This is a genomic window from Leptothoe sp. ISB3NOV94-8A, assembly GCF_043421595.1.
Lineage (GTDB): Bacteria > Cyanobacteriota > Cyanobacteriia > Phormidesmidales > Phormidesmidaceae > Leptothoe > Leptothoe turfae.
The window spans coordinates 4643743-4670045 of sequence record NZ_JAXSQW010000001.1; the positions used below are offsets into that span (position 1 = coordinate 4643743).

Here is a 26303-nt window from a genome sequence, read left to right on the forward strand (position 1 = left end):
TTTTTGCTCACTGAATATTATATCGCGCATTTTATTTTTTCTTAAGAATTGAAAAAAACTACTTGATGGTAGCCCTCTTCAAAGGAATAGCAATGCCTTACAGGTCATTTAAGTCCGTTTGACTACCAGGGAGGAGTAGAAATTAATTGGCTCTATTCTGGCACTATTGTTGCCTGTATCGTCCCTAAACAGACATTCCGGGGGTCAAGAATCGCACCAAATACTGCACTGCACAATCAACGTCTTCTGGTTGACTACTTTTCAATAATGAATCTGGTTTCCCTGCCTCATTTTGCACTCGGATCATTGTTGCAATTACGAGATCCAACTTCCAGTTCAATTCTCGCTGCGAGCAGTCAGGAATTATTTGCTGCAGAATTTTGAGAAATGCCAGGCGGCTCTCCATAAATTCCCCACTAGCAATACTTTGCAGCGGTTCTGGCTCACTCCAACAACGCCCCATAAACTGAGCCCGCACTGTTCGAAATGACTCATTTTGAACAATCTTTTGAAAGCATGGTTTTAGAAATGCCGTCAGGATTTCTTCAATCGATGGCACAGTCTCTTTTTTCTGAAGTCCGTTGAGAATAGCCAACTGCTCAACAACAATTGGCTTGGCAATACGAGAAAAGATTGCTCGAAACAGCTCTTCTTTTGAACCAAAGTGATAGTTAACCGCCGCCAAATTCGCATTGGCTTGATTGGCAATGGCCCGCACAGTAGTCCCTGCATACCCCCGCTCGGCAATTAACTGTTCGGCTACATTCAGAAGTTGCTCTTTGGTATCAGCGGATGCTGCACTCGCCATTGAAGTTATCTATGCTCCTAAGCTAAACAAATACTTAAATCAGTTGGGTATGTCAGCCATCATAAGCGACTACCAGGACATAACATCCAGGATTCGCCTCAGCAAAGGATGAACCGAAAAAAATCATTTTTTATTTGCCAATTATTCAAACGTACGTTTTAATTATATCAAACATACGTTTGAATGAAGTCTACAGTCTTACCTGCTTTTTTGCTTCTGGCAGAATGCAACAATTCACCCTGGGCTTAAGTCTCAGGGCTAACTGAATCAAAACCCACTAAAGGGGTTGAAGATCCATAAAAGCGATAGTTAGGGCTTCGTCGTCTACATTGCCTCTTGAGTAGACAACCTCAAATTAGCGCTGGATTTCGATAGCACTCATTATCAACCACTGTTCAAACATACGTTTGCTTTTTTGATGGACTGATAGCGCCATGACCTTTAAATCACCAGGATTAAACTCGGCATTATCCACAGTCTTTGGTATTTCTCGCCAACGTCTGGCTTTAATTTGCCTGGGCACCATAGGATTCCTTATGATCGGTATCCCCAGAATAAAAGAGCGTATTGCTAGCTCAGCTGAGGTGCCCTCCGAACAAGCAGAAAGAGTTTTGCCCGTAGAAACTCTAACGGTAACTCCAGTAAGTAGCTATTTAGTGTCGCGCACCTACACAGGGGAAATTGCATCGCTACGGGCCAGTGAACTGGGGTTTGAACGTAGCGGGCAACTGGTGGAAGTCCTGGTAGTCGAGGGAGAAGCTGTAGACACTGGCGCTCCCCTTGCTCGCTTAGATATTCGTAATCTAAAAACTCAACGCCAACAACTGCTGGCAGAAAAAGCCCGAGCCAATGCCCAATTAATGGAACTGCAAACAGGGGCTCGGTCAGAAGACATTGCTGCCGCTGCCGCTGCTGTTAGGGACTTAGAAGAACAGTTACGGTTACAGCAAGTGCAGCGTACACGGCGTGACTCTCTCTACACCCAAGGGGCCATTTCTCGCGAAGAACTAGATGAGTTCTCCTTTGGTGAAGGGGCACTCCAGGCAAGACTAGATCAGTCTCGCAGTCAGCTAGAAGAGTTACAAAACGGTACTCGCCCCGAACAAATAATGGCTCAGCAAGCACTGGTGCAACAGTTGGACGCCAGCATTGCAGATTTAGATGTGACCATCTCCAAGAGCACGTTACAGGCTCCGTTTGCTGGTGTAATTTCTGCTAAACAGGTCGACGAAGGCACCGTAGTCGGTGCTGGTCAGTCGGTCATACGTCTTTTAGAAAATGCAATACCTGAAGCCAGGATAGGTATGCCCGTCAGTGCTATTGATCAGTTAAATATCGGTGATGAGAAAACAGTGTATCTGGGTGAACGCCCATATTCGGCGACAGTATCGTCGATTTTACCCGAGGTTGATGCGCAAACACGCACGCAAACAGTTGTGCTGGCATTGGAATCTGCAGCTGCTAGCCAAGCAAATACTGGACAAACCGTGCGGGTGAATTTGCAAGCGTCAATTCCCACAGACGGCATGTGGTTACCCACAGAAGCCCTAACCCAGGGAATTCGCGGTTTGTGGACCTGCTATGTGTTAGTTCCAGATGAAAATTCTGACGGAGGATACTATACAGTGCAATCCCAATCCGTAGAGGTTGTATATCAAGATAGCGATCGCATCCTAGTCCGCGGCACCCTCCAACCCAATGACATGGTCGTCGCCAGTGGTCCCCATCGCCTGGTTCCAGGCCAATTAGTCACTCCAGTCCAACCATAAAACTCCCATAGGGATGCACAGTTGTGCGCTCAATGCAGGATTGATATCTCGTAGGGCACACGACAGTGCGCCCCTCCCCATTAACCTTAGGAACCTGCCACCATGGTTAGACCGTTTTACCGCAACATCCGGCTGCTAATCCTCACCATTGTGATGGTCGTAGTGTGGGGTTTTGTATCCTTCCAGGCCCTGCCACGACAAGAAGATCCTGAACTGGTCTCCCGTATCGCCGCCGTCCAGACAGCGTATCCCGGAGCGAATGCCGAACGTGTGGAGGCTCTAGTCACAGAAGTGATTGAAGCAGAACTATCGGAACTCGAAGAAATCGATGTTCTCTCGTCTGACTCACGGGTAGGATTCTCAACCGTGACTGTTGAGCTAAGTGAATCAATTATCGACGCTCAGGCGGTATGGTCCAAGGTGCGAGATGAATTGGATGACGCAGCCATACAATTACCCGCTGGCACCAGTGAACCCGAGCTAGACGAGGCTTTTGTCAAAGCTTACACAATGATTGCCTCCCTTACCTGGCAGTTACCGACAGACCCAAACTATGCAATTTTGCGGCGCTACAGCGAAGAACTGGCGCTGCGACTGAGGGGAACAGTCGGGACAGAAGAAGTGGAACTATTTGGCGACCCTGTAGAAGAAATTGTAGTAGAGGTCAATGCCCCCAGTCTGACAGCAGTGGGTCTGTCTCCCCAAGATTTAGCCAATCGCATTCAAACCAGTGATGCCAAGATCACCGCAGGCCAGTTTCGTAGCGACGAACAGAATTTAGCCATTGAGGTAGAAGGAGAGTTAGAAACTCTAGACCAAATTCGCCAGATTGCTATTCAAACTGACGATGGTCGCTTTACTCGCCTCAGCGACATTGCCCAGGTATATCGAGGCATACAACAACCGGTAACAGATTTATCGCTTGTGAGTGGCAAGCCTGCCATCGTTGCTGGAGTGATGATGGAGTCGGGCATGCGCATTGATGTCTGGGCTGAGAGCGTGCGTGCAGTACTGGCAGACTTTGAAGCTCAGTTGCCCCAGGGGGTGAGCCTGGATATTGTCTTTGACCAAAGTAACTATGTAGAAAAGAGAATCAGAAAGCTGTTAGGAAACCTGATACTGGGTGCCCTGCTGGTGGTAGGGGTTACTTTGTTCACCATGGGCTGGCGTTCGGCTTTGGTAGTAGGTACGGCTCTGCCCATCACCACCATGGCAGTCTTTGGCTGGATGACAGTGTTTGGAGTACCCATTCACCAGATGTCGGTAACCGGACTGATCATTGCCCTGGGGTTACTGATTGACAATGCCATTATTGCGGTAGATGAAATCCAAATGGAGCTACAGCACGGCCATCGCCCCATTGATGCTGTGGCAAAAACGGTTGACTACCTTAAGGTACCGCTGTTTGCATCTACCGTGACTACGGTCATGACGTTTTTACCCATTTATCTATTGCCAGGGGCAGCGGGAGAGTTTGTTGGCAGCATTGCCCTGGGGGTGATTGTGTCTTTAATTTCATCGTTGGTGCTATCGCTAACAGTGATTTCAGCCCTAGCCGCAAGAGTTTTAGGACGTAGTCAAACTAAGGCACATCAGCTGCAAGATCCGACTCAAACTGGCCCTGTTAAGTCACTACAGAGATTTTTGTTACGGCCTGGTAGCTGGTGGGCAGATGGATTCTCCTCACCATTGTTAGCTCGTCCGTATCGCAAGTCACTACAGTTGACAATGAAACATCCTTTGCTTGCGATCTCACTCTCCCTCACCATCCCCCTCATCGGCTTTATCTCCGCCTCCACCCTAGACCAGCAGTTTTTTCCCGCAGGTGACCGTGACCAGCTCCAGGTAGAAGTGGAGTTTGCCCCCCAAACTGCTATTGGGCAAACCCGTGGGCAAATGTTGCAGGCTCGTCAGACGATGTTAGAAAATTCCAATATCGACGAAGTGCATTGGTTCATTGGAGAAAGTGCGCCTAAGTTCTATTACAACTTTACGGGCAACCGGCGTAACCAGGCCCAATATGCCCAGGCCATGGTACAGCTCAACACCAATCGAGACCTGGCATCCATTGTGAAAAACCTCCAAGAGCAACTAGACAATGCTTTTCCGGCAGCCCGCGTCTTGGTCAAACAACTGGAACAGGGGCCACCCTTTGATGCCCCTATCGAACTGCGACTTTACGGACCCAACATCGAAGAACTACGGCAACTGGGTGTACAGGCCCGACAAATTCTTATCAGTGTTCCCGATGTTGTTTATGTACGAGATGATTTAACAGAAGCGCTACCCAAACTAGGGCTGAGGATTGATGAAGAACAGGCTCAACAGACAGGTTTGAACAATACGGCCATTGCACAGCAGCTAGAAGCCTACTTAGAAGGTAGCGTTGGCGGCTCAATTCTAGAAGCGACTGAAAACCTGCCAGTGCGAGTACGGGTTGCCAATAGCGACCGGGCAGACCTCAGTCAAATTGCCTCTTTAGACTTGCGTGGGACAGGCAACCGGGCATCCACTGCTGCTCTAGGAGACTTCAGGTTAGTACCTGAGCTAGCCAAGATCGCCCGCAGAAATGAACAGCGGGTGAATATTGTGCAGGGCTTTATTACTGCTGGAGTGTTGCCCTCAGTGGTGCAACAGGCCTTTGAGGAGAAACTGGCCGAAGCCAACTTCGAATTACCGGCTGGCTATTGGTTCGAGTTTGGCGGAGAAAAAGCTGAACAAAGTCAGGCCCAAGGCAACTTACTACTCTATGTACCTTTGCTAGCACTGGTCATGGTAATTTCTCTGGTGTTATCCTTGGGTTCATTTCGCCAGGCCGGTATCGTCGCAATGGTGGGGATTGGCTCTGTTGGTATGGCCCTATTTTCACTCAAAGTATTTGGGGCTGTGATGGGCTTTATGGCCATTGTTGGCAGTATGGGGCTGGTGGGTATTGCCATTAACGACACGGTCATTGTTCTCTCTGCACTCAATGGGGATAACAGAGCCAAACTAGGGGATCGTCAGGCCATTGCCACAGTCGTAAATAAGGCCACACGGCACGTAATCACAACAACCATTACGACAATTGCGGGTTTTGTGCCGCTAATCATCAGTGGGGGATTGTTTTGGCGGCCACTGGCCATTGCGATCGCAGGCGGCATAACCGGTTCGTCCATCATGGCACTATATTTTGTCCCTGCCGTTTACAGTCTGATTTATCGCTCAAAATACACACATGAACGGAGAAATAAATCTGCCCACGACTTTGAAACTGGGAGCTTGTAATTTATACATTAGTCTTAAGACACCGCAAGAGTCCCCTCAATGGGGCCCGAAATCGCTTGCCAAGCACCAATACCACCCATCAGTTCAGCAACATTTTCATAGCCCACACCACGTAGCTTAGTAGCAGCGCTGGATGTAACCTCGTTAGTTTCACCATAAACGTAGATATCGCGATCGCTTTCAAGACTTACAGAAACACGAGCAACAAGTTCATCCACAGGCATAGAAATGGCCCCTAAGATGCGTTTTTCATTAAAAAGCCGCCTGCTTCTAACATCAATAATAGTGAGAGCAGGCTCGCCCCAATCTAAACGATCCTTCAGATCAAATACCGTTGAAATCGGCTTGAGGGGCTGCGGGGTGGGAAAAAATGCAGAAGGCATGGGTTAAACAGCAAAGGATGCTGGCACGAGAAGCAACCCCTCAAGTGTAACGAAATCTAAATTTAAGTCAATTTAGATTTTATAAAGTTGACATTTTTGATTAGATGCAATCTGACTTTTCAAATTTTTAGTATAGCCATTTACCTAAATAGCGATTTACCTAAATACATATGCGCCAATTTTTATACACACACGTGTGACTGAGCAATAAAAAATTATATATACCCAAACCTATACCCAACAGGATTTACACCCTATCAGCTAGAGGTTTGTAGCTTCATTTACACCAGCTATGAAGCATTAATGTAAAATGAAAGATAAAGAAAATATTAAACAAACCAGATTTAAATACTCCAATGATAAAAAAAATATCCTAGCAATAACAGAGCAAACAGTATGGATGCTTCAACGCTAAGGCTACTTTGGTCCGTAATCTTAGAAAACTCACCAGAGAATATTTCTAACCTTCCTGAGGCTCTTTTTGTTAGACACTTACTTGAGCAGATTCAAGACCGAGTTTATTTAAGTATTGATGAGCAAAATGCAATGCAATCTTACTTGCAAGCCAAACGAGGGTTAATTCTTGAAATGATTCAAGGATAGGTTGTACCGGTGCATAGGATTCTAAGCAGGCATGTAAGCGCCCTAATGCGGTCACACTACATAATTCCTAGCTGAGACAAGATGCTTTTACCAGTAAGCAATTCGGTAATAATACCGATGGTAAAGCCTAGCATTGCCAGACGACCATTCCAGCGCTCAGCAATCCGGGTGAAACCATATTGTGCCGCTTGATTTTTCATGCCCCAACCCTCTGAAAAGTCAGCAGCTCATCGGTAACAAACGATGAGTAATTTTGGTATTTCTATGGTAACGCTGGCTGAAGGGAAGTGTTCTAAGAAGCAAAAAGTAAAAACGGCTTTGCTTCATAACAATTCTGCTAAGAAGCAAAGCCATGCTTATACTATGGTTTCTACGCTGGCTGAGATTGAGCTTTCTGCTGCAACAGATTAATGATTTCAGCCTTTTCTAAAAGCCCAACTAAGGCACCATTTTCTCGGGTAACTGCCAGTGCTTGAGTTCCCTGAGCCTCCAGTTGACGAATAACATCTAACAGAGGCTGATTAGCTTGAACCTTGATTTCTTGCGCAACGGGTTTCAGAAAGTCACGCACCGGATGATCGCTCCATTGATCTGATGGAACTATTTTAAGTACATCCAAATCGATCGTCCCAGCTAGCTGGTTATTTGCAGATTCCACAAGAAAACGCTGCCATCGACTGTTACCACTTGCCAACAGTGTCGTATCTGCTAGCTCACGAAGCGTATCACTTTCATGGACAATGGGACTATTTTCAAGAACTACATCAGCGGCTGTCAAGCCAGATAATGCCTCTTGAACAGTTGCCGATTGTGCAGACTGGCCAGCATTTTGCAAAATAAACCAACCAATAATTAACGTCCAAAAACTACCAGCATTAGACAATCCCAGAACAGCAAGGATACCTAGCATAATTGCTGACCAGCCAATCATTTGCCCCGCGCGACTGGCCCAGCGAATCCCACGGTAGCGATTGCCAGAAATTTTCCAAACAACAGCCTTCAGAACATTACCACCGTCCAAAGGTAAACCTGGAATCATATTGAAGGTTGCAAGGATCAAATTAATATAGGCTAGCAAGCTAGTCACTGCAGCGACTGGCCCAGTCACAAGACCACTACTAGCTAGGAGGGTTAGCAAAACAAACAGTACTAAACTCACAAGGGGACCAGCTACAGCAATCCAAAAGGCCCCAGAGGGTGTTTTTGCTTCATCATCTAAGCTTGCTAAGCCACCAAACAAGAAAAGTGTGATGGAGTTGACTTGGATACCTTGCTGTTGAGCAACGAAACTATGCCCCAACTCATGGAGTAAAACAGAAGCAAATAAGAGAATGCCTGCGATCAATCCTAGAATTAGAGCCATTCCTCCCAGCCAGGGAAACTGAGCAGCTAGACCACTGCCAAAATTTAGAGTGGTGAGGGCCAACACAAAAAACCAGGAAATATTGATAAAGAAGGGAATACCAAACAGATTCCCAATGCGAAGATTACCGTTCATATCGGTCTCCTTTCAATAACTTGGAACTGGATAATGCGGCTCTTCGATACAGTTTGAAACCGTTGTGAGGATTATTTCCAGTCCACCCTCAGTGTAACGAACTGTAAACATTGTTTTATCATCCGTTAGGGGGTAATAGCCGTCCGGTCATGAGTTCGGTCCAGGCAGTAATTACAAGAGTCCTTCTAGAACAGCTCTAACCACACGATAGTCAGAATCCTGTTGCAGCTTGTCTAACATCGCTTGAGCTTCAGGTCCACCAAGGTGTCTCAAAGTCCTAGCAGCACTTGTTCGAACCAAGCCATTATCGTCGGTTGCCGATGCCAGGGCAAGATTCAACGCTTCTGAAAGTTTATGGGTTTCCTTAAGTCTTCTCAGCTGAGTTAACGCGGCCATTCTGACGGTAAGATCTTCCCCTTGAATTCCTAATCGACATAATTTCAGGAGAACCTCAGGATCATCCAAATCTTCTAAAGCACCAAAAATGCTCTGCCGTACCAACCAGTTTGAATTCTGTTCAAACGCGGCTATGAGATGAGGAAGTGCTTGGGCTCCAAATTTGGCGAGTGAATTAGAGGCTTCGGCAACAACATTATGATCGGTTTCATTGTTAAGTATGCTAATCAGGGCTTCAAACGCTTCATTATTTCGCTTATATCCCAGTCCCATTGCCACAAAGGAGCGTACGAGAAATTTACCATCATTCATTCGTTGCTTTAGCAGCGGCACAACGGCGGCAGGCTCATGATGATGAAGTTCAGCAATGGCTTTCATCCGCAATTGCGGGTTGGGGCTGTCAAGGAAGGCTTGAATCTGAGGAAAGTTCATGGATTTTTTTGAGGTGGGTATATGACCACCTTACATTTCTTTACAAAAAGACAACGAGATATTGAAGAGTTGGAAACGTCAATGTGGTTCTTTTGCCGTTGCTGAATGAGGGGATAAATTGATACTTTTCAGGTTAAATTTTCCCGAGGAGCAGCAACGTCGTTCTTTTATGGGAGAAAAGGCTCAGGATAACCATCGGCCATCGCTACATCAGGTAGCTGGTACCAGGGAACCTCAGGGTAGGCATGATGCTCCCTGTGATAGCTAAAATGATAGCAAGTTAGCAAGGAGAAAATCACTGGGTAGTAGTAACTTCGAGTCTGATGAACATTGTTGTTGCTTTGGTCATCATCATGATAATGAGGCAAAAATATACCAAACGTAAATAGCTGCAATGAGCTGAGAATCCAGGGAATAAGCCAAAACAAAATAAGATTTTGACTATTAATCTTGGCAAGAAATACTAAAGAAACTGTTGTCAGGACAATGCCAGTTACTACAACAGCTAGATTACGAGGAGTCAAATAATTCCTCATAAAGCTACCATACCAGCGTATAAAATACCGAATCAAATGGCCATCGGGCTTTGAGTAAAAATCAGGATCCCGTGCTTGGGCTGGGTAAGCATGATGCTGCCAGTGCAGTTTGCGACAGGTTTGGTAGGGCAAAAAACCATATAGACCTAAGGCCAGGCGACCAACCCAACGATTTTTAGATGGGTCACCGGGAAAGACATTGCCGTGGATAGCATCATGGGCAATAACAAACAGTCCCGTGTGCAAGAATGTTCTCGACAAGATCCAAAAGACCAAGAGTACTGGGGAATAATTGGTAGAATGTTGTGGGAGGAGAACTATTAGGCTGATGAGCCAAGTGATCGCGATCGCAACCGCAATCATCAATCCCATCCAGTTCGACCTCAGCATCTGTAGTTTGTTACAAAATTTAATACATAACATCAAATACACTTAACTTTTATTGCAAGAGATTGCACTTCTTGTCGAGCCAAGTAATGGTGTAGGTAGGTACTTGTTGATTGAATGCCCGCTCTCTGCTCGATTAATCCCATGCAGTCCAAACTTTCTTTAGCCCCCCGCTACACCCTGGACGATGAGTCTGCTTGGCTTATCGGCATCGACCCAGTGCGTCGCTATTGGATCAAGGTTGACGGTGAAACAACCATAAAAATCACAATTCCAGGACTATTGATTCCCTCACTGGAAACTCTGAAGGAAGCCATTCAAAGTTTTCGCTCATTACCCGTTGGCGCAACACTGACACTACCAACGTTTACGAGGGAGCGACTCACCATCCACCATCTGACAAGTAATCTCTACGCTATCCCACACCCTGTTAACGGTGCCTTAGCTTGGCATTTATTTGATCGTGAAACAGTTGAAGCTTTTCTGTTGACAGCCCATCCAGACTGGCGGTGCGCGCCCCAAGACATTGCCCTGGGGCGTGATACCCTGATCCAATCATGGGAGCTATCCAGCGTTGCTTAAATTAACTCTCAGGTCGCAACTTTAAAAGCTCCTCTAAAGTTGCAACAAGGTTGATACGAACTGATTCAATTTTGTTATCTGCTGCCAAAATGAAGCGCCAGGTAACATTCACCTTAAAAACCAGGGCTGTGACTTTACCGCGAACGTCAACTTGCAGACGTTCACTATCCAATTGACATGTTTCAGCACCCAGCAGAGAAACTGACATTCCATCCGCCTCTTTAACCAAATAATCTCTTATTTGAGTTGGCCCGATAACGGGGGCCTCGAAAGGCGGATAAAGACTCCCTTCAGCAGTGAAGAGATTAGCAACCTGCTGATACTCACCGCGATTAAACAATGTGAAGTACTGCAAAACCACTTCAGATTGGTTATTTAACCCAGTAGCATTTGCAAGTTGCTGGTCGATCAGGTGTATCGTTGCCATCTTGGTCAACCCTCTAAGCAAATGAGTCGTAACCCATATTGACAACAATCTGACGCAAGACCGTAATCTGTTGACCAAAGTTTAAGGCAACAATGCGATTGTACATATCATTGGCATTGCGAGAAAGTACGTAATTGGTCGGTACTCCAATCACATCTCCTGAACGCATGAGTTCTGCCAACTGGTACCAGAAAGCAAGCTTAGTGTTATTAGTTAGTACGCCATAGGCTTGGGTCATGGATGTCTTACGTTGAGCAATCAAATCTTGCATAAAAGCCATTTGACCGTCAGGCCCCAATGCCTTCACCTGACTGAGCAAGCCTTCAGCAAATTGCAGACGGGCAGCCCCTGTGGCCGCTGGCGTAACAGAACCATTCCCCATCGCCTTATAAATAAACCAAAGTACACCAAGCTTCTCATCAGTAGATAAGCGCTTAAATGCAGCAACAGTCGCTGGAACAGCATCCAATAAACTAACGGACTGACTAGAAAAAGTGCTTGTAGTAAATGTCATGATTGAATAATTCCTTAGTTAATGTGTGACAATTGGGAAAATCAATGATGTCTTTAAAAGCCCATGAAGACTGGTACACAACTATCCAATAGACCATTGACAACAACATCAAAAGTCCACAGATAAATCGGCTCTTAATACCGTCTGCTTAATGAGGGAACAAAACCTAAACAAAGTACTCGGCAAAAGCTGTAAACAAAATGAGAACAAAGCCACAATTCCGGCCAGTGGATCATCAAATTATTCAGCCTACCTATTAAAGCTAAACCGCTGTTCTTGTAAGTCGTCTAGCCTAATTACAAAGTTACTCAAACAGGACCTTGGATGTTAATGCAATTTGTAGACTTCATGGAACTGCTTCCTAACTTTCTATAGAAAGTGTAACGCAATGTAAACAATCATTGCCACACTCTCGGCAGATTAATCCATAGAAAACATCTATGGTTAGTCAGCACTGAACTCAACCCAATCCAAAACCTTATGCCCTATACCTGGGCAGTCTAGGGCCTTTTGCTATTAGCTGCTGACAAGGGCTAATGCCCGCTCCCGCTGAACTGTTACCTGGCCATCATCATTTACATCAAGAACAGCCGTTTCACCGGCACAAATGTCACCAGCCAGAAGAGCTTCAGCCAAGCTGTCTTCCACCAAACGAGTAATCGCCCGTCTTAGGGGACGTGCACCGTAGCTCGGGTCGTATCCTTCCACAACAAGTTTGTCCTTGAAGGCCTCGGTGACCTCAATCTTAATTGCCTGTTCAACTAAGCGCTTGGCCACATCCTGTAGCAAGATATCCGCAATTTGTTTGACCTCACTACACTGAAGCTGATGGAAGACAATAATCTCATCCAGACGGTTGAGAAACTCAGGTCGGAAAGAGGATTTAAGAGCATCATTGACCTGCTCACGGGTGCGCGTATATTGGGCCGTAGCCAGATCTCCATCAATCATGTCAAAACCAATACCCGTACCCTGCTTCTCAATGGCACGGGAGCCAATATTTGAAGTCATGATAATGACAGTGTTTTTGAAATCCACGACACGACCTTGAGAGTCAGTTAATCGGCCATCATCTAACAGCTGCAGCAACAGATTGAACACATCTGGATGGGCCTTCTCAATCTCGTCAAATAGGACCACTGTGTAGGGCTTACGTCGCACAGCCTCTGTCAGCTGACCACCATCGCCATAGCCCACATATCCTGGAGGGGAGCCAATCAGTTTAGCGACTGATTGGGACTCCATATATTCCGACATATCCAAGCGGATAATGGCATCCTCAGCACCAAACACACTATCAGCCAAGGCCTTAGTCAATTCAGTTTTACCGACACCAGTAGGGCCACAGAAAATAAAGCTCGCAATGGGTCGCTGCTCACTGCTTAAGCCAACCCTGGCCCGCCGAATAGCCTTAGCAACAGCATTCACTGCGTTTTCTTGACCAATGATGCGCTGATGTAGGGTTTCTTCCAGCTTCATTAACATGGCAGACTCAGATTTAGTAATCCGGTTAGCTGGAACACCTGTCCACGAGGCCACTACCTGCGCAATATCCTCCACTGTCACCACAGGGCGTGTATCTGTAGCAGCTCTGTTCTCATTAAAATTTTGCAGTTTAGCTTCCAGTTCCAGTTCCTGATCCCGTAACTCACTAGCCCGATCAAATTCCTGAGCTTTTACCGCAGCATCTTTATCCCAGATAATTTTACGAAGAGACTGCTTAAGTTCTTTGGCTAAAGACGTCTGAGAATGACGCAGATGCACACAGGAACCCGCTTCATCAATTAAATCAATCGCCTTGTCGGGTAAATAGCGATCTGCGATATAACGATTTGACAATTTTGCAGCAGCCACTAGAGCATCATCGGAAATGAGCAAATTGTGATGTTGCTCATAGCTAGATCGCACTCCTTTCAGAATCTCAATCGTCTCCTCAACGCTAGGTTCATTAACCATTACAGGTTGAAAGCGTCGCTCTAAAGCTGCATCTTTCTCAATGTACTTGCGATATTCGTCGAGGGTAGTGGCACCGATACACTGCAGTTCACCTCGGGCCAAAGCCGGCTTAAGCATGTTGGCTGCATCCATGCCACCTTCCATGCCACCTGTTCCCACCAGGGTATGAATTTCATCGATGAGAAAAATGATATTGCCAGCCTTGTTAACCTCAGCCACAATCTGCTTGAGGCGTTCTTCAAAGTCTCCGCGAAATCGAGTGCCCGCTACTAATGAGTTAATGTCTAGACTCAACACCCGCTGGTCGAGAAGCAATTCCGGCACATCTTGGTTGATAATCCGTTGAGCCAATCCCTCAGCAATCGCTGTTTTACCCACACCAGGCTCACCAATAAGTACTGGGTTATTTTTGCTACGACGACCTAGAATCTGAACAACGCGCTCAATCTCCTGACTGCGGCCAACAACCGGGTCAATTTTGCCCTCGGCAGCTAATTTCGTCAGGTCAGTGGCAAACTCTTCCAACGCTTTTCCCTTAAAGCCACTAGCGTCTCGACTACCAGTAGTGGTTACAGGCATCCGTTCACCCACTGCTCGAATAATTGCGATACGGAGCTTGACCAGGTCTACGCCTAGGGTTATCAGTATTTTGGCAGCAGAACTTTTGTCACTGCTGGTGACTGCAAGTAATAAGTGCTCTGGACTTACGTAGCTTTGATCTAACTGCTGAGCTTCCTTGAGAGATTGCTCTAAAAGCTGTTTAGCGCTAGGGGTGAAGGGAATTTCGGCAGATGGTTGCTTACTATCACTTTTTAGCGTAGCCTCAACTGCTTCCTGTAAAACCTGTAAAGTTATACCAGCTGCCTGAACAATGGGAGAAACCAGACTATCGCCTTGGGCAATGACCCCAACCAGTATAAGTTCGGTTCCAACATAGTGTTGGCGTAACCGGCTTGCCTGCTGCTGGGCAATCATAATGGCCGAGATTGCCTTGTCGTTGAAAAGCTCAAACATAATACAAAATTCTCGATAGTTTGTCTGCGAGATAACGTGGATAGCCTAGGAACGGATGACTACCTACGGGGGATATGGAGAGTGAAGCGTGATGATGTTGCTAATTCCAACTTACAGAGCTGATCGGAGAAAGAACTGAAGCGTAGATAAACGGTTGCTTAACGTTCTGGGAATACCATGGCTGCCTCACCGATTAACTTATGTAAAGGACTACATTAAAAACACTAATGCAATCGACCCCAGCCTAGGGAGGGGGAAATCCGTACAGTCAAGCATTTTTCCTTGACAAATCAGATATTTCGGCAAACCGCAAAATTTAAATACGGCTTTCCACCCCTGTAAGCAATTCTAAATTTTATTTACATTAATTAATACAAAAGGATTGATTAAGACTCAATTAGCCATTCCCAATCACTGATCCGTTGGGGCCATTCAAGTTTTCCATAGCCTGACAGGTGATTGCACACCTCAAGATCAAAGTCAATTTTACTTTTAAGCACGTTCGAAAAATGAGCACTGTTCAAAACGATAAGGATTTAGTTCGCATCTACTTAAAAGAGATTGGTCGTGTACCCTTACTAACGCCAGAACAGGAGGTTACTTTTGGCAATGCGGTGCGGACATTGATGACGATTGAAACTATAAAAGATGGCCTTGCAGAATCTCTTGGCCATGAGCCGACTTTAGAAGACTGGTCCAAGGCAGCTAATCTGACAATTGATGAACTCAAAATGGCTGTGGAGCAAGGTCAGCGAGCTAAACGTCAAATGGTGGAAGCTAACCTGAGATTGGTAGTTTCTGTGGCGAAAAAGTATCTCAAACGTAACGTCGAGATACTCGACCTCATTCAAGAAGGCACCATTGGTTTGCAACGAGGCGTAGAAAAATTTGATCCGTCCAAAGGATATCGGTTTTCTACCTATGCTTATTGGTGGATTCGGCAGGCAATGACGCGTGCGATCGCAGAGAAAAGTCGCACAATGCGTTTGCCTATTCATATCCACGAAAAGATCAACAAAATCAAAAAGACTCAGCGACAGTTGGCGCAACAGCTGGGCCGTTCTGCCACATTTCAAGAAATTGCTAATGCTTTAGATTTGCCGCTTGAAAAAGTTCGCGATTGCATCAGTTATAATCGGCAACCCCTCTCTCTCGATCTACGTTTAGGGGATAACCAAGATGTAGAACTCGGTGATCTTCTAGAAGACGATAGTCAATCACCAGAGGACTATGCAGCTCAAGAACTGATGCACTCAGACGTCGCTGACATGATGAGCACGTTAACTAAGCAGCAACAAGAAGTCCTTTCATTACATTTTGGCCTCAAGGGTGGTCAAAAAATGACATTTGCTCAAATTGGCTCACAACTCAACGTCAGTCGTGAGCGAGCTCGCCAGATTGAGCGAGAGGCCTTCAAATTTCTGCGCCGTAACTATAACTCCGCTCGCAAGCATCTAGCAACCGCTTAATCAACAGCCGACTACAGTAGCGCATTAAGCTGCTGCACTCGGACATCTTGCCGCTGCTGTAGGATACGTCTGTAGGAATTAACGAGGGATTGAGCCAATTGACCTTCAACAATAGCCGCCTCGTCACGGGATGCAAAAGGAGACGCCAATAACGGCTGTACCGAGGGTTGCAAAAACGTGCTAGTCAACTCTGTAAACAGAGCTTCATCCCAAACTAAGCCTGATTCGTAAGCCTCGGGAGCCACTGTCAGATGGGCCTTAGCCATACAACGAATCACACTACGTAACGGATAGAAAAGACATTGGGATGCCATGGCTTAAATCTTGAGGAAACCTAAAAACAACATTTAATTGTTGTGAAGTATACGTCTCTTTTTTTCTTTTTTCAAATTCCTTCTTAGTGTGCCCAACTCATATATCGACAGCACTAAGTAATAGTACGTACAATGCGCCCCATTAATTTTGGGCTGTCTAGGGTAATGCACTGAACCAGTCAAGACTGTAGCTTTAAACACAAGAAAAGCTGGTGAACAAAAATTCACCAGCCTAACGCCATGCATTAGATTAGAAAGGTCTACCTGTTTAAAACAAGATATGTGAGACCTTAAGCAGGATAAACTTGTAGAAGCTTACCAGCCAGGTACCCGTAACCAATGATTGGCTGGCTGCAATTATGCTTAACAGGGCCAACCTGAGCTACTGCTGCTACACCGTAAAGACCGGCAGTTAGCTGAGCATCTTCAGGCGTACCTGTCCACTTCAGTTCATACTCATAGGTATCTTTCACCGTTGTGATGACAACTTCTACATCCTCTTCAGCCGCTGCACCACCAATACCTTCGAAGGCAAAGCGGACATGGACGTCAGTGCCTAGACACATTAGCAGTGAAGTCAGCGGGCTCTTGTTAAACGTAACTTTTAAGCTAACAGAAAGCTCTTCGCTATCAGCAACAATATAAGGAGAGTTAGCAGGAGCAGGTGTCAAACCAGCTTTTGTATCATCACTTGTTCCAGCGATAGTCAAATCGCTCATCGAGAAAAAAGAAGGACCAAGAATATTCTTGGAATAGGTCTCAGAACCGAAAAATTGTTTGGTTGGTTGAGCAGTCATAAGAATGTCCTAATGTTATTCGTTTAAGCCGAAAACCGATACAAAAAAGTGCTTTTTACGCTTTTTTTGATTAGCTTTACAGCGCATTTACATCATGCTTGATACTTTTTAGAAGACCATCACCCACGAGGGTAATGTTTTAGAAAAGAGATTAAAAATAGAAATAAAAAATCAAATTAAACAGATTTTTGCATCTCATGAATTATCAATTCTGAGAACTCTTCACCCTATCGATTACTAATCAAAAAACTGACAGAATACTCTCCCAATCTCACGGTACAGATTAAGTTCTAAAATCACCTACCATAGGCATGCAAAAACTAGCCCAATGTCAGCAACAACAATACACTACATTTCGTAGCATTCTTGAGCACGTATATATCACGCAGCCTTGATTAATGAGTGCCATCACTCCCATAGGTACTAAGAGCATAACTGCCATAAAAAACGCCTCGACTTTAGTAGTCGAGGCGTTCTTAAATCAACAATATGACTGCTGATTAAAGTGCCTAAGCTGTAGCTGGATAAACGCTTACTTTTTTACGACTCTTACCCTTGCGCTCAAAGGTAACTACGCCATCAATTAAGGCGAATAACGTGTCATCACTACCACGTCCTACATTCTCACCAGGGTGAACTTTAGTACCACGCTGACGAATGATGATGTTGCCTGCAACTACTGCTTCACCACCATATTTTTTAACGCCTAGGCGTTTCGCGTTTGAGTCGCGACCATTTCGCGTACTACCCGTACCTTTCTTATGAGCCATTACTTAAATCTCCGTGTCTACCTAAGTATAAACTGACTACTAATGCCTTGATTCAGCGCTCTATTCTTCTTCGCTAGCAGCAGGAGCGTCTTCCGCAGTGATCGTTTTACCACCAATATTGATGGCATCAATCATCAGGCGAGTGAGTTCTTGACGGTGACCACGTTTCTTACGGGTCTTCTTCTTAGGCTTCATCTTGTAAACGATGACCTTTTTGCCTCGTAAGTGGCGGACTACAGTACCACTCACGCTAGCACCCTCTACAAGAGGCTGACCGATACTAGTTTCACCATCATCATTAACTAGTAGCACCTTATCAATAGTGATACTGGTATCCTCATCTACTGCTAGACGATTGATATCGTAAAAGCGACCAGGCTCAACACGCAGTTGGGTACCACTCGCTTCGATAATTGCGTATGTCATTCTTTCTCCCTTGCCGTACAGGTAGCATTGTCTGCTTCAAACCTGATCCGAGCAGTTTTTTGCACAGACTCTAATCATCGTTAATTTTGGCAGATACTGTCAAGGGTTAATTAGAGACACTACAGAATCAACTGATTATCTATTTCCGAAATTCTTTACAGTTTTTGATATATGGGTCTGGACCATATTTCGTCCTGATTGCCCCTGGAGCATGCGTTTTAAGTATATAAGTTCTGTTCTCCATAGGCGAGGAAATTCAGGCATATGTCAGACCTACTGATGTTGATGGCACAGCTCACTGCTGCGGAACCCCTTAGTGGTCCGAATTCGGACGCTGACATCGCGCCGATGGCTCAAGCCGCTGTGGATGCAGCTAGCCAGATTGAGCAGTCGCTCCCTCAACCAGCAGTACTGGGCGACATGGCTCTGACACCTGAGTTTTCTAGGGAAGTTGCGGCTCGCAGACAAAAACTTTTACACCTCCAGCAAACAGCGCGTCACCGCCCTGCACCAACGGCCTACGCGACCACGCCTCGGGCATTGGAGGTAGCTCGTCGTCAGGCAACCGTAATTGCTGGGCCTCGACCGAATAGTGGTCCACAGCTGTTTGAGCAACGTTGGGCTGCGTTAAAATCTGGTTCGTTATATACACGGGTAGCACCAGAGAGTTTCCAAGGTCAGTGGGCCAAAGCAACGTATCAGCCCACCTATGAAGAATGGCAAGGCCTATTAAAGCAAGAGGCAGATGCGATCGCATCTGGCCAAGGCAGCAATCGACTCACCGTTGTCGTCGGCGATTCCCTGAGCATGTGGCTGCCTCCTGAGCTATTGCCTCGCGATCGCTTCTGGCTCAACCAGGGAATTTCTGGCGATACTACAAGTGGTATCCTCAAGCGACTTTCCGCATTCGCCAACACCAGCCCCGACACCATTCATCTCATGGCCGGTGTTAACGACCTCAAAAACGGGGCCAGCGACCACGAAATTCTGACCAATCTCAACCAGATCATGGCGCGACTACGACAGCAGCACCCCTATGCCCGCGTCGTTGTCCATTCCATCCTGCCTACCCGTTGGGAAAATATCCCCAGCAGTCGTGTGCGCTCCCTCAATACCCGTATCGCTGAACTCACCGACTACCATCAGTTAGATTACTTAGACCTCCATCCCAGCTTCAGTAACGATACCGGCAATCTTCGCCAAGAATTGACGACGGATGGCTTACATCTCAACCGATTAGGCTACCAAGTCTGGCAACTAGCTCTGTTAGAGGTGTAGAACCGCGATGTATAAAAATAGGCCACCAACGGCGCTTTCCAACTGACCAATTTGCCCCGTAGAATAAAGGGCCAAGGTCAAATATCACTAGTAAGCGCCCACATGAAATCCTATCTGGCTGCAGCGTTGCAGATGACCAGCGTACCTGACCTGAGAAAGAATCTTACTCAGGCCGAGGACCTCATTGACCTGGCCGTACGTCGTGGAGCCGAGTACATTACCCTCCCTGAGAACTTTTCCTTTCTCGGAGATGAAGCCGGTAAGTTAGCCCAAGCCACTGAGATTTGCACTGCCAGTGAGCAGTTTCTCAAAACCATGGCCCAACGCTATCAGGTCACATTGTTGGGTGGTGGATACCCTGTCCCTACAAAAGATGACCGTGTTTATAACACGGCACTTTTAGTTGACCCCAACGGCAAGGTCTTGTTGCGTTACGAAAAGGTACATCTATTTGATGTCAACCTGCCCGATGGCAATACCTATCAAGAATCTGCCACAGTCACCTCGGGACATCAACTACCAACGGTATGCAAAGCTCCTAATCTCGGAGTTCTAGGCATGTCCGTTTGTTATGATGTGCGTTTTCCAGAACTCTATCGGCACTTATCTCAACTAGGGGCAGAAGTGATTACGGTGCCTGCAGCCTTTACGGCTTATACCGGCAAAGATCATTGGCAAGTATTGCTCCAGGCACGAGCCATTGAAAACACTTGTTATATAATTGCCCCTGCCCAGACTGGGTTCCATAACACCATTCGCCAGTCCCATGGCCATGCCATGATTGTTGATCCCTGGGGTATTGTGCTAGCAGATGCAGGACAAGATGTAGGCATGGCCATCGCCGAAATCACCCCATCACGACTGGGACAGGTCCGACAACAGATGCCATCTCTAAACCATCGGGTATTTGCATAGAGCATCTATTAAATATTTGCAACTCGCATTATGACAGAAGTATGAATTTTTCCTTAAAGAAAGGGATGAACCTGATCGTAATGAGCTAATAGCATCGAGCTAACTCATGTAGAGTAAACAGGATAAGTAAATTTCTACGGTTCGTATGATCGATATAACCGGAGTGCTTTCAGGCATAGAAAGCAGTACGTTTTTATTAGCTGAAGTTAATGAGGCTGAGTTAGGGCCATTTGTCTTAGCCAGCGTGTTACTTAGTTTAATTGTTATTTACTTAGCCGCGAAAATCGGTGGTGAGCTTTGCGCTCGGGTTAATTTGCCATCTGTTCTGGGTGAGCTAGTCGGTGGGGTAATTGTCGGAATCTCAGCCCTCAACCTAGTTGTTTTTCCTGAAGGAGCCGAGCCTGTCCACTCGGTGCTCATGGATTTTGTCCAACTCACCGCCCATTTGGATCCGGATGCGCTGCTAACAATATTTAAAAGCCAGAGTGAGGTGATTTCTGTTCTGGCTGAGATTGGTGTCATTATTCTGCTTTTTGAAATCGGCTTAGAATCCGACCTCAAAGAACTGATTCGAGTCGGTCCCCAAGCAGCAGTTGTTGCCGTTGTCGGTGTAGTTGTACCCTTTGTAGCGGGCACTGCCGGGTTGATTGCCCTATTTAATGTGTCAACAATTCCAGCTGTATTTGCTGGGGCTGCACTCACCGCAACCAGTATTGGTATTACAGCCAAGGTATTGGCAGAGCTGCAAACGCTCAGTTCACGGGAAGGACAAATTATTATTGGTGCTGCTGTTTTAGACGATGTATTAGGCATCATTGTCTTAGCCGTTGTCGCCAGCCTTGCCAAAACCGGTGAAATCGAAATCACCAATGTGATTTTTCTAATTATTGGTGCAGCTGTATTTCTAGTAGGCTCAATTTTGGTTGGGCGGCTACTCAGTCCACTGTTCGTTGCACTGGTCGACAATATGCAAACCCGTGGCCAGGTGCTGATTAGCTCCCTGGTTTTTGCATTTGTGCTGTCCTACATTGCCGCAGCCATTCAGCTAGAAGCAATCCTGGGAGCATTTGCTGCCGGCTTGATTTTGGCTGAAACCAGTAAACGGAAAGAATTGGAGGAACAAATCAGCCCAATTGCAGACATGCTGGTGCCCGTCTTTTTTGTTACCGTGGGTGCCCATACAGACATCAGCGTCCTGAACCCTCTCAACCCAGCGAACCGTGAAGGCTTGGTTATTGCCTCCTTTTTGGTTGTCGTTGCCATCCTCGGCAAAATCATCACTGGATTTACGGTCTTTGGTCAAGATGGAATCAACCGCATGGCCATTGGTGTTGGCATGATTCCTCGAGGCGAAGTGGGTCTGGTGTTTGCCGGCGTAGGTGCTGCTAGTGGCGTCCTCTCAGAATCGTTGGATGCGGCCATTATTGTGATGGTTATCCTGACTACGTTTATCGCCCCGCCACTCCTGCGTGTCGTCTTTAATACCGACGATGATGATGATCCCAATTGTCCCACTGACATAAAAGCTCCCCAAGAAATGGCTGAGGCAGCTACAGACTGAGTTTTCCTTAGACCAAAATCTGTTGTCTATGTGCAACTAGCCGCAGCCGAGTGTGAATAACAAAGCTGTGGCTAGTCGTATAATTGCGCATTATTGCTGATATCGCTGAGGAATTTTAGAGATTACCTTTGGTTCTAGCGAATCAATGGAGTCACTGACGTAGGCTATGGCTGCTGGCTAAGTGTAGGGCGTTGACCAATTTTTTAGACAAAATTAACTCTGACCTGTAAAAAGTAGTTGGATTTAGTTATCATGCGAGCCAATTAAAGCATGTTGCATGGGCTAGGACCATGCAACATGGTCAGATGCTGAGTGGGTTTCATAGCAATTCAGACAGTTCCTACAACATTCGAAGTTACGGCTTTTTGCTTAAAAGTTTTGTATGAAACTAAAATCTGTCAAAAATCCAACTAAACTCTAAGCAACGTAAAATATCCAATTTAGTAAGCGTCTTCCCCATGGCAAAAATCCTTCAGATGCCCATCCAAACCGGTAAAATTGGCGTTTTTGACAGCGGTGTTGGAGGATTAACGGTATTACGGGAGATTATGGCCCATCTCCCCACTGAGTCTCTACTTTACTTTGGCGATACTGCTCGGGTGCCCTATGGCGATCGCTCTCAGACTGAGCTATTAAGGTTTGTGCGGGAAATCATTACTTGGATGCAGGGGCAGGGCGTCAAGATGGTCGTGATGGCCTGTAATACCAGTTCAGCATTGGCCCTAGAAACGGTTCGGGCAGAATTTGACATGCCCATTCTCGGGATTATTTTGCCAGGGGCACGGGCAGCGGCTAAGGCAGGTCGACGCATTGGTGTCATTTCTACAGTCGCGACGGCCAACAGCAATGCTTACAAGCAGGCGATTTTAGAAGCATCGCCAGTAGCTGAAGTTTGGCAAGTTGGCTGTCCTGATTTTGTGCCTTTAATTGAAAAAAATCGGATTGATGATCCCTACACACGGGCAGTGGCTACAGATTATTTGAAGCCTCTGATGGCTGCCAATATCGACACATTGGTATATGGCTGTACCCACTACCCTCACCTAGCTCCATTGATGGAGCAAATTTTGCCACCATCCATTAAGGTGATTAATCCAGCCCAGTCATTGGTGTCTGCTATGGCTAAAGAGTTAGACATGCTGGGCTTACGCAACACCCAGTCGAAACCAGACATAGACTTTTATGTCAGTGGCGATCCAATCAAGTTTGCTAAAGTCTCTGGGCAGTTGATGGGATTTAGTTCACAGGTGCAGCCAGTGAGCTTGTCCGTTTTAGAAGGGCTTGCGATCGCACAATCCGTCTAAGGCCTAACCCATGGGCTATGACTTTCTTCTGTTTAAACTCACGGCCCCATTCGATCTCCTCAAGACCTATCAGAAACTAACACCTTGTTAGACATAAGACCTGGCTCGATGAGATTTCAATATAAAAAAGGGCGCACCCATGGTGCACCCTCCAGGCTTTTAATGAGATGGCTGATCTAGTTAGTTAATACTGCTAGGACCTTGTCGTGAATTTCACCGTTACTGACAACCACACCTTGAGTATCCACAAAGCGAGGCTCCTTGGAGAAGTCTAAGGTCTTGCCATGCATATCAGTTACTTTGCCACCGGCCTCTTCAATTACCAACACACCAGCCGCATGATCCCAGATCTTTTCACGATATCCAGGGTACTTAGGAGAGGGTAGTCGCAAATAAAGGACGGCATTACCAGAGGCGACAGTACCATATTTAGCCTGGCTATCCATACGAATGGCCTCAGTGGTAATACCAGCCGCCTGGGCAATGCGTGAATGAAGCTCTTGGTCACTGTGGGCCACACTTTCCACAAAACGGAAGTTAGCAGTGTCAGAAGAAGACGTTACAGAAATCTTCTCAGGATTGTTGCCATCCATGTCCATCATCATGGTCCCTTCACCGCGAACAGCCACGAACAAGATGCCAGAACGTCCATTTAAATTCAGGGCAGGACACCCTAAGACACCCACCTTCAAATCACCATCTTCCACCATGGCCAGGGCAACGGCATACTGGTCACCCCGCAAAAAGCCCTTAGTACCATCAATGGGATCTAGGGTCCAATAGCGGGGGCTCACATCACCATTACCTTGGTCAATCCAGCCAGGAATCTGCTCATCGGTAGCATCAGGAAGAACAGCCTTGACATAGCCAGTCACCTGGGTAAGCCGAGCGGCCATCTCTGGCGTTCTGAGATCGTCAGCGTCTTCTTCACCGACAATGGGATCGTTGGGGAAGGCGTCTTTAAGCATTTTGCATACAATCGCCTGGGCACCAAAGTCGGCGACAGTTACCGGGCTTTTATCAGATTTTTCAATCGCTTCAGGTACCATTTCAGCCCGTACTTTTTCACATATAGTGGCCGCAGCTTGTACTGCTGCGATCGCAATTTCTTTTTCCTTTTCGTAGGCCATAATAATAACGCTAAAGATTTAACAAAAAGTTAGACGACTCCCTGTACAGTTTACCGAACCATACTGATGCCCTCAGTAGAGAATCTATGAATTTGTCTGGATTGACTCACCATAATCACGAATCCATGTGCGGGTACCAAAGGTTCGACAGCTAAAGCTAGCCACCCGAGTCGCCTCTGCCAAAGCCCTTGGGAAATCGCCTGCCCAAGCATAGCAAAATGCCCCATGGAAAATATCCCCTGTCCCCAAGGTATCCACCACGGTTGTCGTCGGCACCGGTAGCTCGCCCACCCGCCCCTGCTCGCTGAAGACAATGGGTCGCTCACCATGGGTAATGGCAATATGGGGTATCCCTAGTCCTTGTAGGTAAGTCAACGCATCTTGGTCATCCGGCGGTTTAAAGTTTGCCGACGCAATCACCACCGTGGCCAGGGCAAGCACCTGGTCAAACCCCGGCTTCCAACTACCTGCATCCACAACAACAGGAATACCTAACGGCTGAGCAGCTTTGGCAATTTGTTGCCCCAATGCCATTTGATGACCATCCAACAGCACAACATCTATACCTGTCAGATCCACTAGATCCACGGTTTGAGGGTCGACCTGCAATCCCACCGCATTCCGGGAGATAACAGCACGTTCCCCTGAGGCTTTAGAAACAACAATGGAAGACATCGGTGGCGGTTCTTGTCGCTCAGGCGTCAAATCCTGAATGTTCACCCCCACCTGAGCCATATCCTCCCGCAGCAGCGTTGTGACGGGGTGTTGCCCCACTGCTGCCATCACAGTGGCATTGCCTCCTAAGGCTGAAAACGCTACCGCCGCATTCGTTGCCGGGCCACCTGCTGCCATCACTGCGGACGCAGCCACCAGCTTTTCATTCGCCTGGGGTGGTCGCTGCGCTTGATAGATGCAGTCGAGGGTCATGAGCCCAACAAATAGTCCACGCATATGGAAATAATCAGTCAATCGCTGGCATATCTTGCAGCAAGCTATCCAAACTCATCAAAAGTGCAGGTAAGGTGTTCTGAATAATCATCCAAAGTAATTTGTAATTTACCCGCTCATAGCGATGGGCAATAATATTCCTCAATGCAACCGTATTGCGCCAATCGATTTCAGGATGTGCCTGTTGAAACTCTACCGATACTCGTCGACAAGCTTCTCCTAAAATTTCAAAATTACGTTCTACCACCCTTTTTATCCAGAGTGTTTCCAAGAAACTGTCTTCAGAAAAATCAGCTGTAAATTCCTGGATTTCTCGAATCGCTCGGGCCATATCCCAAATGGCAGCAGCATCTCGATTAAGATCGCTCATAGATAATACGATTTGTCTTTAGAATTTCTGCCCGTCGATAAGGATTCTCCAGAAGGTGTTTTTGTACTAAATCAACTTTGCGTTTAAAAAGTTTTTCAGATGTTTCCTGTAAATCTAACCATATGGGCCAAGTTAGCTTTTGTTCCGGAGCAAATTCTATTAAAAGATCTACATCGCTGGGATTTTCCCCATCTGGTCGGAAATCATCCCGTAAGACTGACCCAAACACCCCTAGTTCAACGATGTCAAACTGCTCGCAGAATTTGACTATTTGGTCATAGTCCACCTGCAAACGTTTTTTGAGAATGTCCAATACTGAACTTTCTGATATTGAGCTTTCAGAACCAGTGCTTTGCATGGCAAATTCGAGAAAGTTGCAGTCAGGATATACGTTTAGGCGGCAATGAACCTGTATTTCAATTGTATGGTTAAGGAAGACTTGTAACCAA

General features: G+C 46.4%; 27 protein-coding genes. 10 read left to right on the forward strand and 17 right to left on the reverse strand.

The genetic code is table 11. The annotated features are described in order from the left end of the window. Nucleotides 1-184: 184 nt before the first annotated feature. Complete coding sequence (locus tag SPB21_RS19680; protein ID WP_499867540.1) at nucleotides 185-808, reverse strand: TetR/AcrR family transcriptional regulator; 624 nt, start codon at nucleotides 806-808, stop codon at nucleotides 185-187. A 434-nt stretch (nucleotides 809-1242) separates the two neighbouring features. On the opposite strand from SPB21_RS19680, the gene SPB21_RS19685 reads away from it, so the two are divergent. Both SPB21_RS19685 and SPB21_RS19690 read left to right on the forward strand, forming a co-directional pair. Then, the gene (locus SPB21_RS19685) at nucleotides 1243-2577 is read left to right on the forward strand and encodes an efflux RND transporter periplasmic adaptor subunit (RefSeq protein ID WP_499867542.1); all 1335 of its coding nucleotides are present in this window, start codon (nucleotides 1243-1245) and stop codon (nucleotides 2575-2577) included. Nucleotides 2578-2679: 102 nt separating this feature from the next. Beyond that, the gene (locus SPB21_RS19690; protein ID WP_499867544.1) at nucleotides 2680-5844 is read left to right on the forward strand and encodes an efflux RND transporter permease subunit; all 3165 of its coding nucleotides are present in this window, start codon (nucleotides 2680-2682) and stop codon (nucleotides 5842-5844) included. 14 nt (nucleotides 5845-5858) lie between these two features. Here SPB21_RS19690 and SPB21_RS19695 read toward each other — a convergent pair whose 3' ends face one another. After that, nucleotides 5859-6227, reverse strand: coding sequence for a rhodanese-like domain-containing protein (locus tag SPB21_RS19695; RefSeq protein WP_499867545.1), 369 nt, complete (start codon nucleotides 6225-6227; stop codon nucleotides 5859-5861). A gap of 396 nt (nucleotides 6228-6623) precedes the next feature. On the opposite strand from SPB21_RS19695, the gene SPB21_RS19700 reads away from it, so the two are divergent. Continuing rightward, nucleotides 6624-6830: a hypothetical protein gene (locus tag SPB21_RS19700; RefSeq protein ID WP_163662262.1), complete on the forward strand. Its 207-nt coding sequence runs from the start codon at nucleotides 6624-6626 to the stop codon at nucleotides 6828-6830. 56 nt (nucleotides 6831-6886) lie between these two features. Here SPB21_RS19700 and SPB21_RS19705 read toward each other — a convergent pair whose 3' ends face one another. Further along, nucleotides 6887-7030, reverse strand: a complete 144-nt coding sequence (locus tag SPB21_RS19705; RefSeq protein WP_163662264.1) for a CAB/ELIP/HLIP family chlorophyll-binding protein — start codon at nucleotides 7028-7030, stop codon at nucleotides 6887-6889. Nucleotides 7031-7073: 43 nt separating this feature from the next. Here SPB21_RS19705 and SPB21_RS19710 point away from each other — a divergent pair, with 43 nt between their 5' ends. Further along, nucleotides 7074-7241, forward strand: coding sequence for a hypothetical protein (locus tag SPB21_RS19710; RefSeq protein WP_163662266.1), 168 nt, complete (start codon nucleotides 7074-7076; stop codon nucleotides 7239-7241). Here SPB21_RS19710 and SPB21_RS19715 read toward each other — a convergent pair. The 3 genes from SPB21_RS19715 to SPB21_RS19725 all read right to left on the reverse strand — a co-directional run bounded on the left by SPB21_RS19715 (nucleotide 7201) and on the right by SPB21_RS19725 (nucleotide 10064). Beyond that, nucleotides 7201-8328: a site-2 protease family protein gene (locus SPB21_RS19715; RefSeq protein ID WP_163662268.1), complete on the reverse strand. Its 1128-nt coding sequence runs from the start codon at nucleotides 8326-8328 to the stop codon at nucleotides 7201-7203. The two genes, SPB21_RS19710 and SPB21_RS19715, sit on opposite strands and share 41 nt — an antisense overlap. A 171-nt stretch (nucleotides 8329-8499) precedes the next feature. After that, on the reverse strand, nucleotides 8500-9156 hold the full coding sequence (locus SPB21_RS19720; RefSeq protein WP_163662270.1) for a HEAT repeat domain-containing protein: 657 nt from the start codon (nucleotides 9154-9156) through the stop codon (nucleotides 8500-8502). A gap of 167 nt (nucleotides 9157-9323) precedes the next feature. Next, complete coding sequence (locus tag SPB21_RS19725; protein WP_499867547.1) at nucleotides 9324-10064, reverse strand: fatty acid desaturase; 741 nt, start codon at nucleotides 10062-10064, stop codon at nucleotides 9324-9326. A 159-nt stretch (nucleotides 10065-10223) separates the two neighbouring features. Between SPB21_RS19725 and SPB21_RS19730 the strand changes: the two genes are divergently transcribed. Beyond that, nucleotides 10224-10661 (forward strand): hypothetical protein, encoded by a 438-nt coding sequence (locus SPB21_RS19730; RefSeq protein WP_163662274.1) that lies wholly within the window; start codon nucleotides 10224-10226, stop codon nucleotides 10659-10661. A gap of 1 nt (nucleotide 10662) precedes the next feature. Here SPB21_RS19730 and SPB21_RS19735 read toward each other — a convergent pair whose 3' ends face one another. The 3 genes from SPB21_RS19735 to SPB21_RS19745 form a co-directional block, all read right to left on the reverse strand. Then, entirely contained in the window at nucleotides 10663-11088 is a 426-nt protein-coding gene (locus tag SPB21_RS19735; RefSeq protein ID WP_499867549.1) for a nuclear transport factor 2 family protein, read from the reverse strand. A 13-nt stretch (nucleotides 11089-11101) separates the two neighbouring features. Beyond that, nucleotides 11102-11602 (reverse strand): orange carotenoid protein N-terminal domain-containing protein, encoded by a 501-nt coding sequence (locus tag SPB21_RS19740; RefSeq protein WP_499867551.1) that lies wholly within the window; start codon nucleotides 11600-11602, stop codon nucleotides 11102-11104. A 516-nt stretch (nucleotides 11603-12118) separates the two neighbouring features. After that, nucleotides 12119-14572 (reverse strand): ATP-dependent Clp protease ATP-binding subunit, encoded by a 2454-nt coding sequence (locus SPB21_RS19745; protein WP_499867552.1) that lies wholly within the window; start codon nucleotides 14570-14572, stop codon nucleotides 12119-12121. A gap of 509 nt (nucleotides 14573-15081) precedes the next feature. Between SPB21_RS19745 and SPB21_RS19750 the strand changes: the two genes are divergently transcribed. Further along, nucleotides 15082-16041, forward strand: a complete 960-nt coding sequence (locus SPB21_RS19750; RefSeq protein ID WP_163662282.1) for an RpoD/SigA family RNA polymerase sigma factor — start codon at nucleotides 15082-15084, stop codon at nucleotides 16039-16041. 11 nt (nucleotides 16042-16052) lie between these two features. Here SPB21_RS19750 and SPB21_RS19755 read toward each other — a convergent pair whose 3' ends face one another. From SPB21_RS19755 to rplU, 4 genes are all read right to left on the reverse strand, one after another. Beyond that, nucleotides 16053-16355, reverse strand: a complete 303-nt coding sequence (locus tag SPB21_RS19755; RefSeq protein ID WP_499867554.1) for a hypothetical protein — start codon at nucleotides 16353-16355, stop codon at nucleotides 16053-16055. A 290-nt stretch (nucleotides 16356-16645) separates the two neighbouring features. Beyond that, the gene (locus tag SPB21_RS19760; protein ID WP_163698610.1) at nucleotides 16646-17152 is read right to left on the reverse strand and encodes a hypothetical protein; all 507 of its coding nucleotides are present in this window, start codon (nucleotides 17150-17152) and stop codon (nucleotides 16646-16648) included. A 509-nt stretch (nucleotides 17153-17661) separates the two neighbouring features. Further along, nucleotides 17662-17922, reverse strand: a complete 261-nt coding sequence (gene rpmA / locus SPB21_RS19765; RefSeq protein WP_163662288.1) for a 50S ribosomal protein L27 — start codon at nucleotides 17920-17922, stop codon at nucleotides 17662-17664. Between the two features lie 60 nt (nucleotides 17923-17982). After that, entirely contained in the window at nucleotides 17983-18348 is a 366-nt protein-coding gene (rplU, locus tag SPB21_RS19770; protein WP_163698612.1) for a 50S ribosomal protein L21, read from the reverse strand. A gap of 264 nt (nucleotides 18349-18612) precedes the next feature. Between rplU and SPB21_RS19775 the strand changes: the two genes are divergently transcribed. From SPB21_RS19775 to murI, 4 genes are all read left to right on the forward strand, one after another. After that, a complete protein-coding gene (locus tag SPB21_RS19775; protein ID WP_163662291.1) occupies nucleotides 18613-19626 on the forward strand; it encodes a GDSL-type esterase/lipase family protein in 1014 nt (337 codons plus the stop codon). A gap of 102 nt (nucleotides 19627-19728) precedes the next feature. Beyond that, nucleotides 19729-20541, forward strand: a complete 813-nt coding sequence (locus SPB21_RS19780; RefSeq protein ID WP_163698615.1) for a carbon-nitrogen hydrolase family protein — start codon at nucleotides 19729-19731, stop codon at nucleotides 20539-20541. Between the two features lie 145 nt (nucleotides 20542-20686). Then, nucleotides 20687-22102, forward strand: coding sequence for a cation:proton antiporter (locus SPB21_RS19785; protein ID WP_163662295.1), 1416 nt, complete (start codon nucleotides 20687-20689; stop codon nucleotides 22100-22102). A gap of 458 nt (nucleotides 22103-22560) precedes the next feature. Further along, nucleotides 22561-23406, forward strand: coding sequence for a glutamate racemase (gene murI / locus SPB21_RS19790; protein ID WP_163698617.1), 846 nt, complete (start codon nucleotides 22561-22563; stop codon nucleotides 23404-23406). 176 nt (nucleotides 23407-23582) lie between these two features. Here the strand turns inward: murI and SPB21_RS19795 are convergent, their stop codons facing one another. From SPB21_RS19795 to SPB21_RS19810, 4 genes are all read right to left on the reverse strand, one after another. After that, entirely contained in the window at nucleotides 23583-24536 is a 954-nt protein-coding gene (locus SPB21_RS19795; RefSeq protein ID WP_499867556.1) for a 3'(2'),5'-bisphosphate nucleotidase, read from the reverse strand. A gap of 84 nt (nucleotides 24537-24620) precedes the next feature. Further along, nucleotides 24621-25487 carry a PfkB family carbohydrate kinase gene (locus SPB21_RS19800; RefSeq protein WP_499867558.1) on the reverse strand — a complete coding sequence of 289 codons (867 nt, stop codon included), beginning with the start codon at nucleotides 25485-25487 and terminating at the stop codon, nucleotides 24621-24623. A 10-nt stretch (nucleotides 25488-25497) separates the two neighbouring features. Next, nucleotides 25498-25854 (reverse strand): HepT-like ribonuclease domain-containing protein, encoded by a 357-nt coding sequence (locus SPB21_RS19805; RefSeq protein WP_163662303.1) that lies wholly within the window; start codon nucleotides 25852-25854, stop codon nucleotides 25498-25500. After that, nucleotides 25841-26212: a nucleotidyltransferase family protein gene (locus SPB21_RS19810; RefSeq protein WP_163662305.1), complete on the reverse strand. Its 372-nt coding sequence runs from the start codon at nucleotides 26210-26212 to the stop codon at nucleotides 25841-25843. The genes SPB21_RS19805 and SPB21_RS19810 overlap by 14 nt, the downstream gene beginning before the upstream one ends. Nucleotides 26213-26303: the final 91 nt, after the last annotated feature.

What these genes read in the sequence shown, in the direction of transcription:
- SPB21_RS19680 (WP_499867540.1), bottom strand. Translation starts at nt 808, where the DNA reads ATGGCGAGTGCAGCATCCGCTGATACCAAAGAGCAACTTCTGAATGTA.
- SPB21_RS19685 (WP_499867542.1), top strand. Translation starts at nt 1,243, where the DNA reads ATGACCTTTAAATCACCAGGATTAAACTCGGCATTATCCACAGTCTTT.
- SPB21_RS19690 (WP_499867544.1), top strand. Translation starts at nt 2,680, where the DNA reads ATGGTTAGACCGTTTTACCGCAACATCCGGCTGCTAATCCTCACCATT.
- SPB21_RS19695 (WP_499867545.1), bottom strand. Translation starts at nt 6,227, where the DNA reads ATGCCTTCTGCATTTTTTCCCACCCCGCAGCCCCTCAAGCCGATTTCA.
- SPB21_RS19700 (WP_163662262.1), top strand. Translation starts at nt 6,624, where the DNA reads ATGGATGCTTCAACGCTAAGGCTACTTTGGTCCGTAATCTTAGAAAAC.
- SPB21_RS19705 (WP_163662264.1), bottom strand. Translation starts at nt 7,030, where the DNA reads ATGAAAAATCAAGCGGCACAATATGGTTTCACCCGGATTGCTGAGCGC.
- SPB21_RS19710 (WP_163662266.1), top strand. Translation starts at nt 7,074, where the DNA reads ATGAGTAATTTTGGTATTTCTATGGTAACGCTGGCTGAAGGGAAGTGT.
- SPB21_RS19715 (WP_163662268.1), bottom strand. Translation starts at nt 8,328, where the DNA reads ATGAACGGTAATCTTCGCATTGGGAATCTGTTTGGTATTCCCTTCTTT.
- SPB21_RS19720 (WP_163662270.1), bottom strand. Translation starts at nt 9,156, where the DNA reads ATGAACTTTCCTCAGATTCAAGCCTTCCTTGACAGCCCCAACCCGCAA.
- SPB21_RS19725 (WP_499867547.1), bottom strand. Translation starts at nt 10,064, where the DNA reads ATGGGATTGATGATTGCGGTTGCGATCGCGATCACTTGGCTCATCAGC.
- SPB21_RS19730 (WP_163662274.1), top strand. Translation starts at nt 10,224, where the DNA reads ATGCAGTCCAAACTTTCTTTAGCCCCCCGCTACACCCTGGACGATGAG.
- SPB21_RS19735 (WP_499867549.1), bottom strand. Translation starts at nt 11,088, where the DNA reads ATGGCAACGATACACCTGATCGACCAGCAACTTGCAAATGCTACTGGG.
- SPB21_RS19740 (WP_499867551.1), bottom strand. Translation starts at nt 11,602, where the DNA reads ATGACATTTACTACAAGCACTTTTTCTAGTCAGTCCGTTAGTTTATTG.
- SPB21_RS19745 (WP_499867552.1), bottom strand. Translation starts at nt 14,572, where the DNA reads ATGTTTGAGCTTTTCAACGACAAGGCAATCTCGGCCATTATGATTGCC.
- SPB21_RS19750 (WP_163662282.1), top strand. Translation starts at nt 15,082, where the DNA reads ATGAGCACTGTTCAAAACGATAAGGATTTAGTTCGCATCTACTTAAAA.
- SPB21_RS19755 (WP_499867554.1), bottom strand. Translation starts at nt 16,355, where the DNA reads ATGGCATCCCAATGTCTTTTCTATCCGTTACGTAGTGTGATTCGTTGT.
- SPB21_RS19760 (WP_163698610.1), bottom strand. Translation starts at nt 17,152, where the DNA reads ATGACTGCTCAACCAACCAAACAATTTTTCGGTTCTGAGACCTATTCC.
- rpmA (WP_163662288.1), bottom strand. Translation starts at nt 17,922, where the DNA reads ATGGCTCATAAGAAAGGTACGGGTAGTACGCGAAATGGTCGCGACTCA.
- rplU (WP_163698612.1), bottom strand. Translation starts at nt 18,348, where the DNA reads ATGACATACGCAATTATCGAAGCGAGTGGTACCCAACTGCGTGTTGAG.
- SPB21_RS19775 (WP_163662291.1), top strand. Translation starts at nt 18,613, where the DNA reads ATGTCAGACCTACTGATGTTGATGGCACAGCTCACTGCTGCGGAACCC.
- SPB21_RS19780 (WP_163698615.1), top strand. Translation starts at nt 19,729, where the DNA reads ATGAAATCCTATCTGGCTGCAGCGTTGCAGATGACCAGCGTACCTGAC.
- SPB21_RS19785 (WP_163662295.1), top strand. Translation starts at nt 20,687, where the DNA reads ATGATCGATATAACCGGAGTGCTTTCAGGCATAGAAAGCAGTACGTTT.
- murI (WP_163698617.1), top strand. Translation starts at nt 22,561, where the DNA reads ATGGCAAAAATCCTTCAGATGCCCATCCAAACCGGTAAAATTGGCGTT.
- SPB21_RS19795 (WP_499867556.1), bottom strand. Translation starts at nt 24,536, where the DNA reads ATGGCCTACGAAAAGGAAAAAGAAATTGCGATCGCAGCAGTACAAGCT.
- SPB21_RS19800 (WP_499867558.1), bottom strand. Translation starts at nt 25,487, where the DNA reads ATGCGTGGACTATTTGTTGGGCTCATGACCCTCGACTGCATCTATCAA.
- SPB21_RS19805 (WP_163662303.1), bottom strand. Translation starts at nt 25,854, where the DNA reads ATGAGCGATCTTAATCGAGATGCTGCTGCCATTTGGGATATGGCCCGA.
- SPB21_RS19810 (WP_163662305.1), bottom strand. Translation starts at nt 26,212, where the DNA reads ATGCAAAGCACTGGTTCTGAAAGCTCAATATCAGAAAGTTCAGTATTG.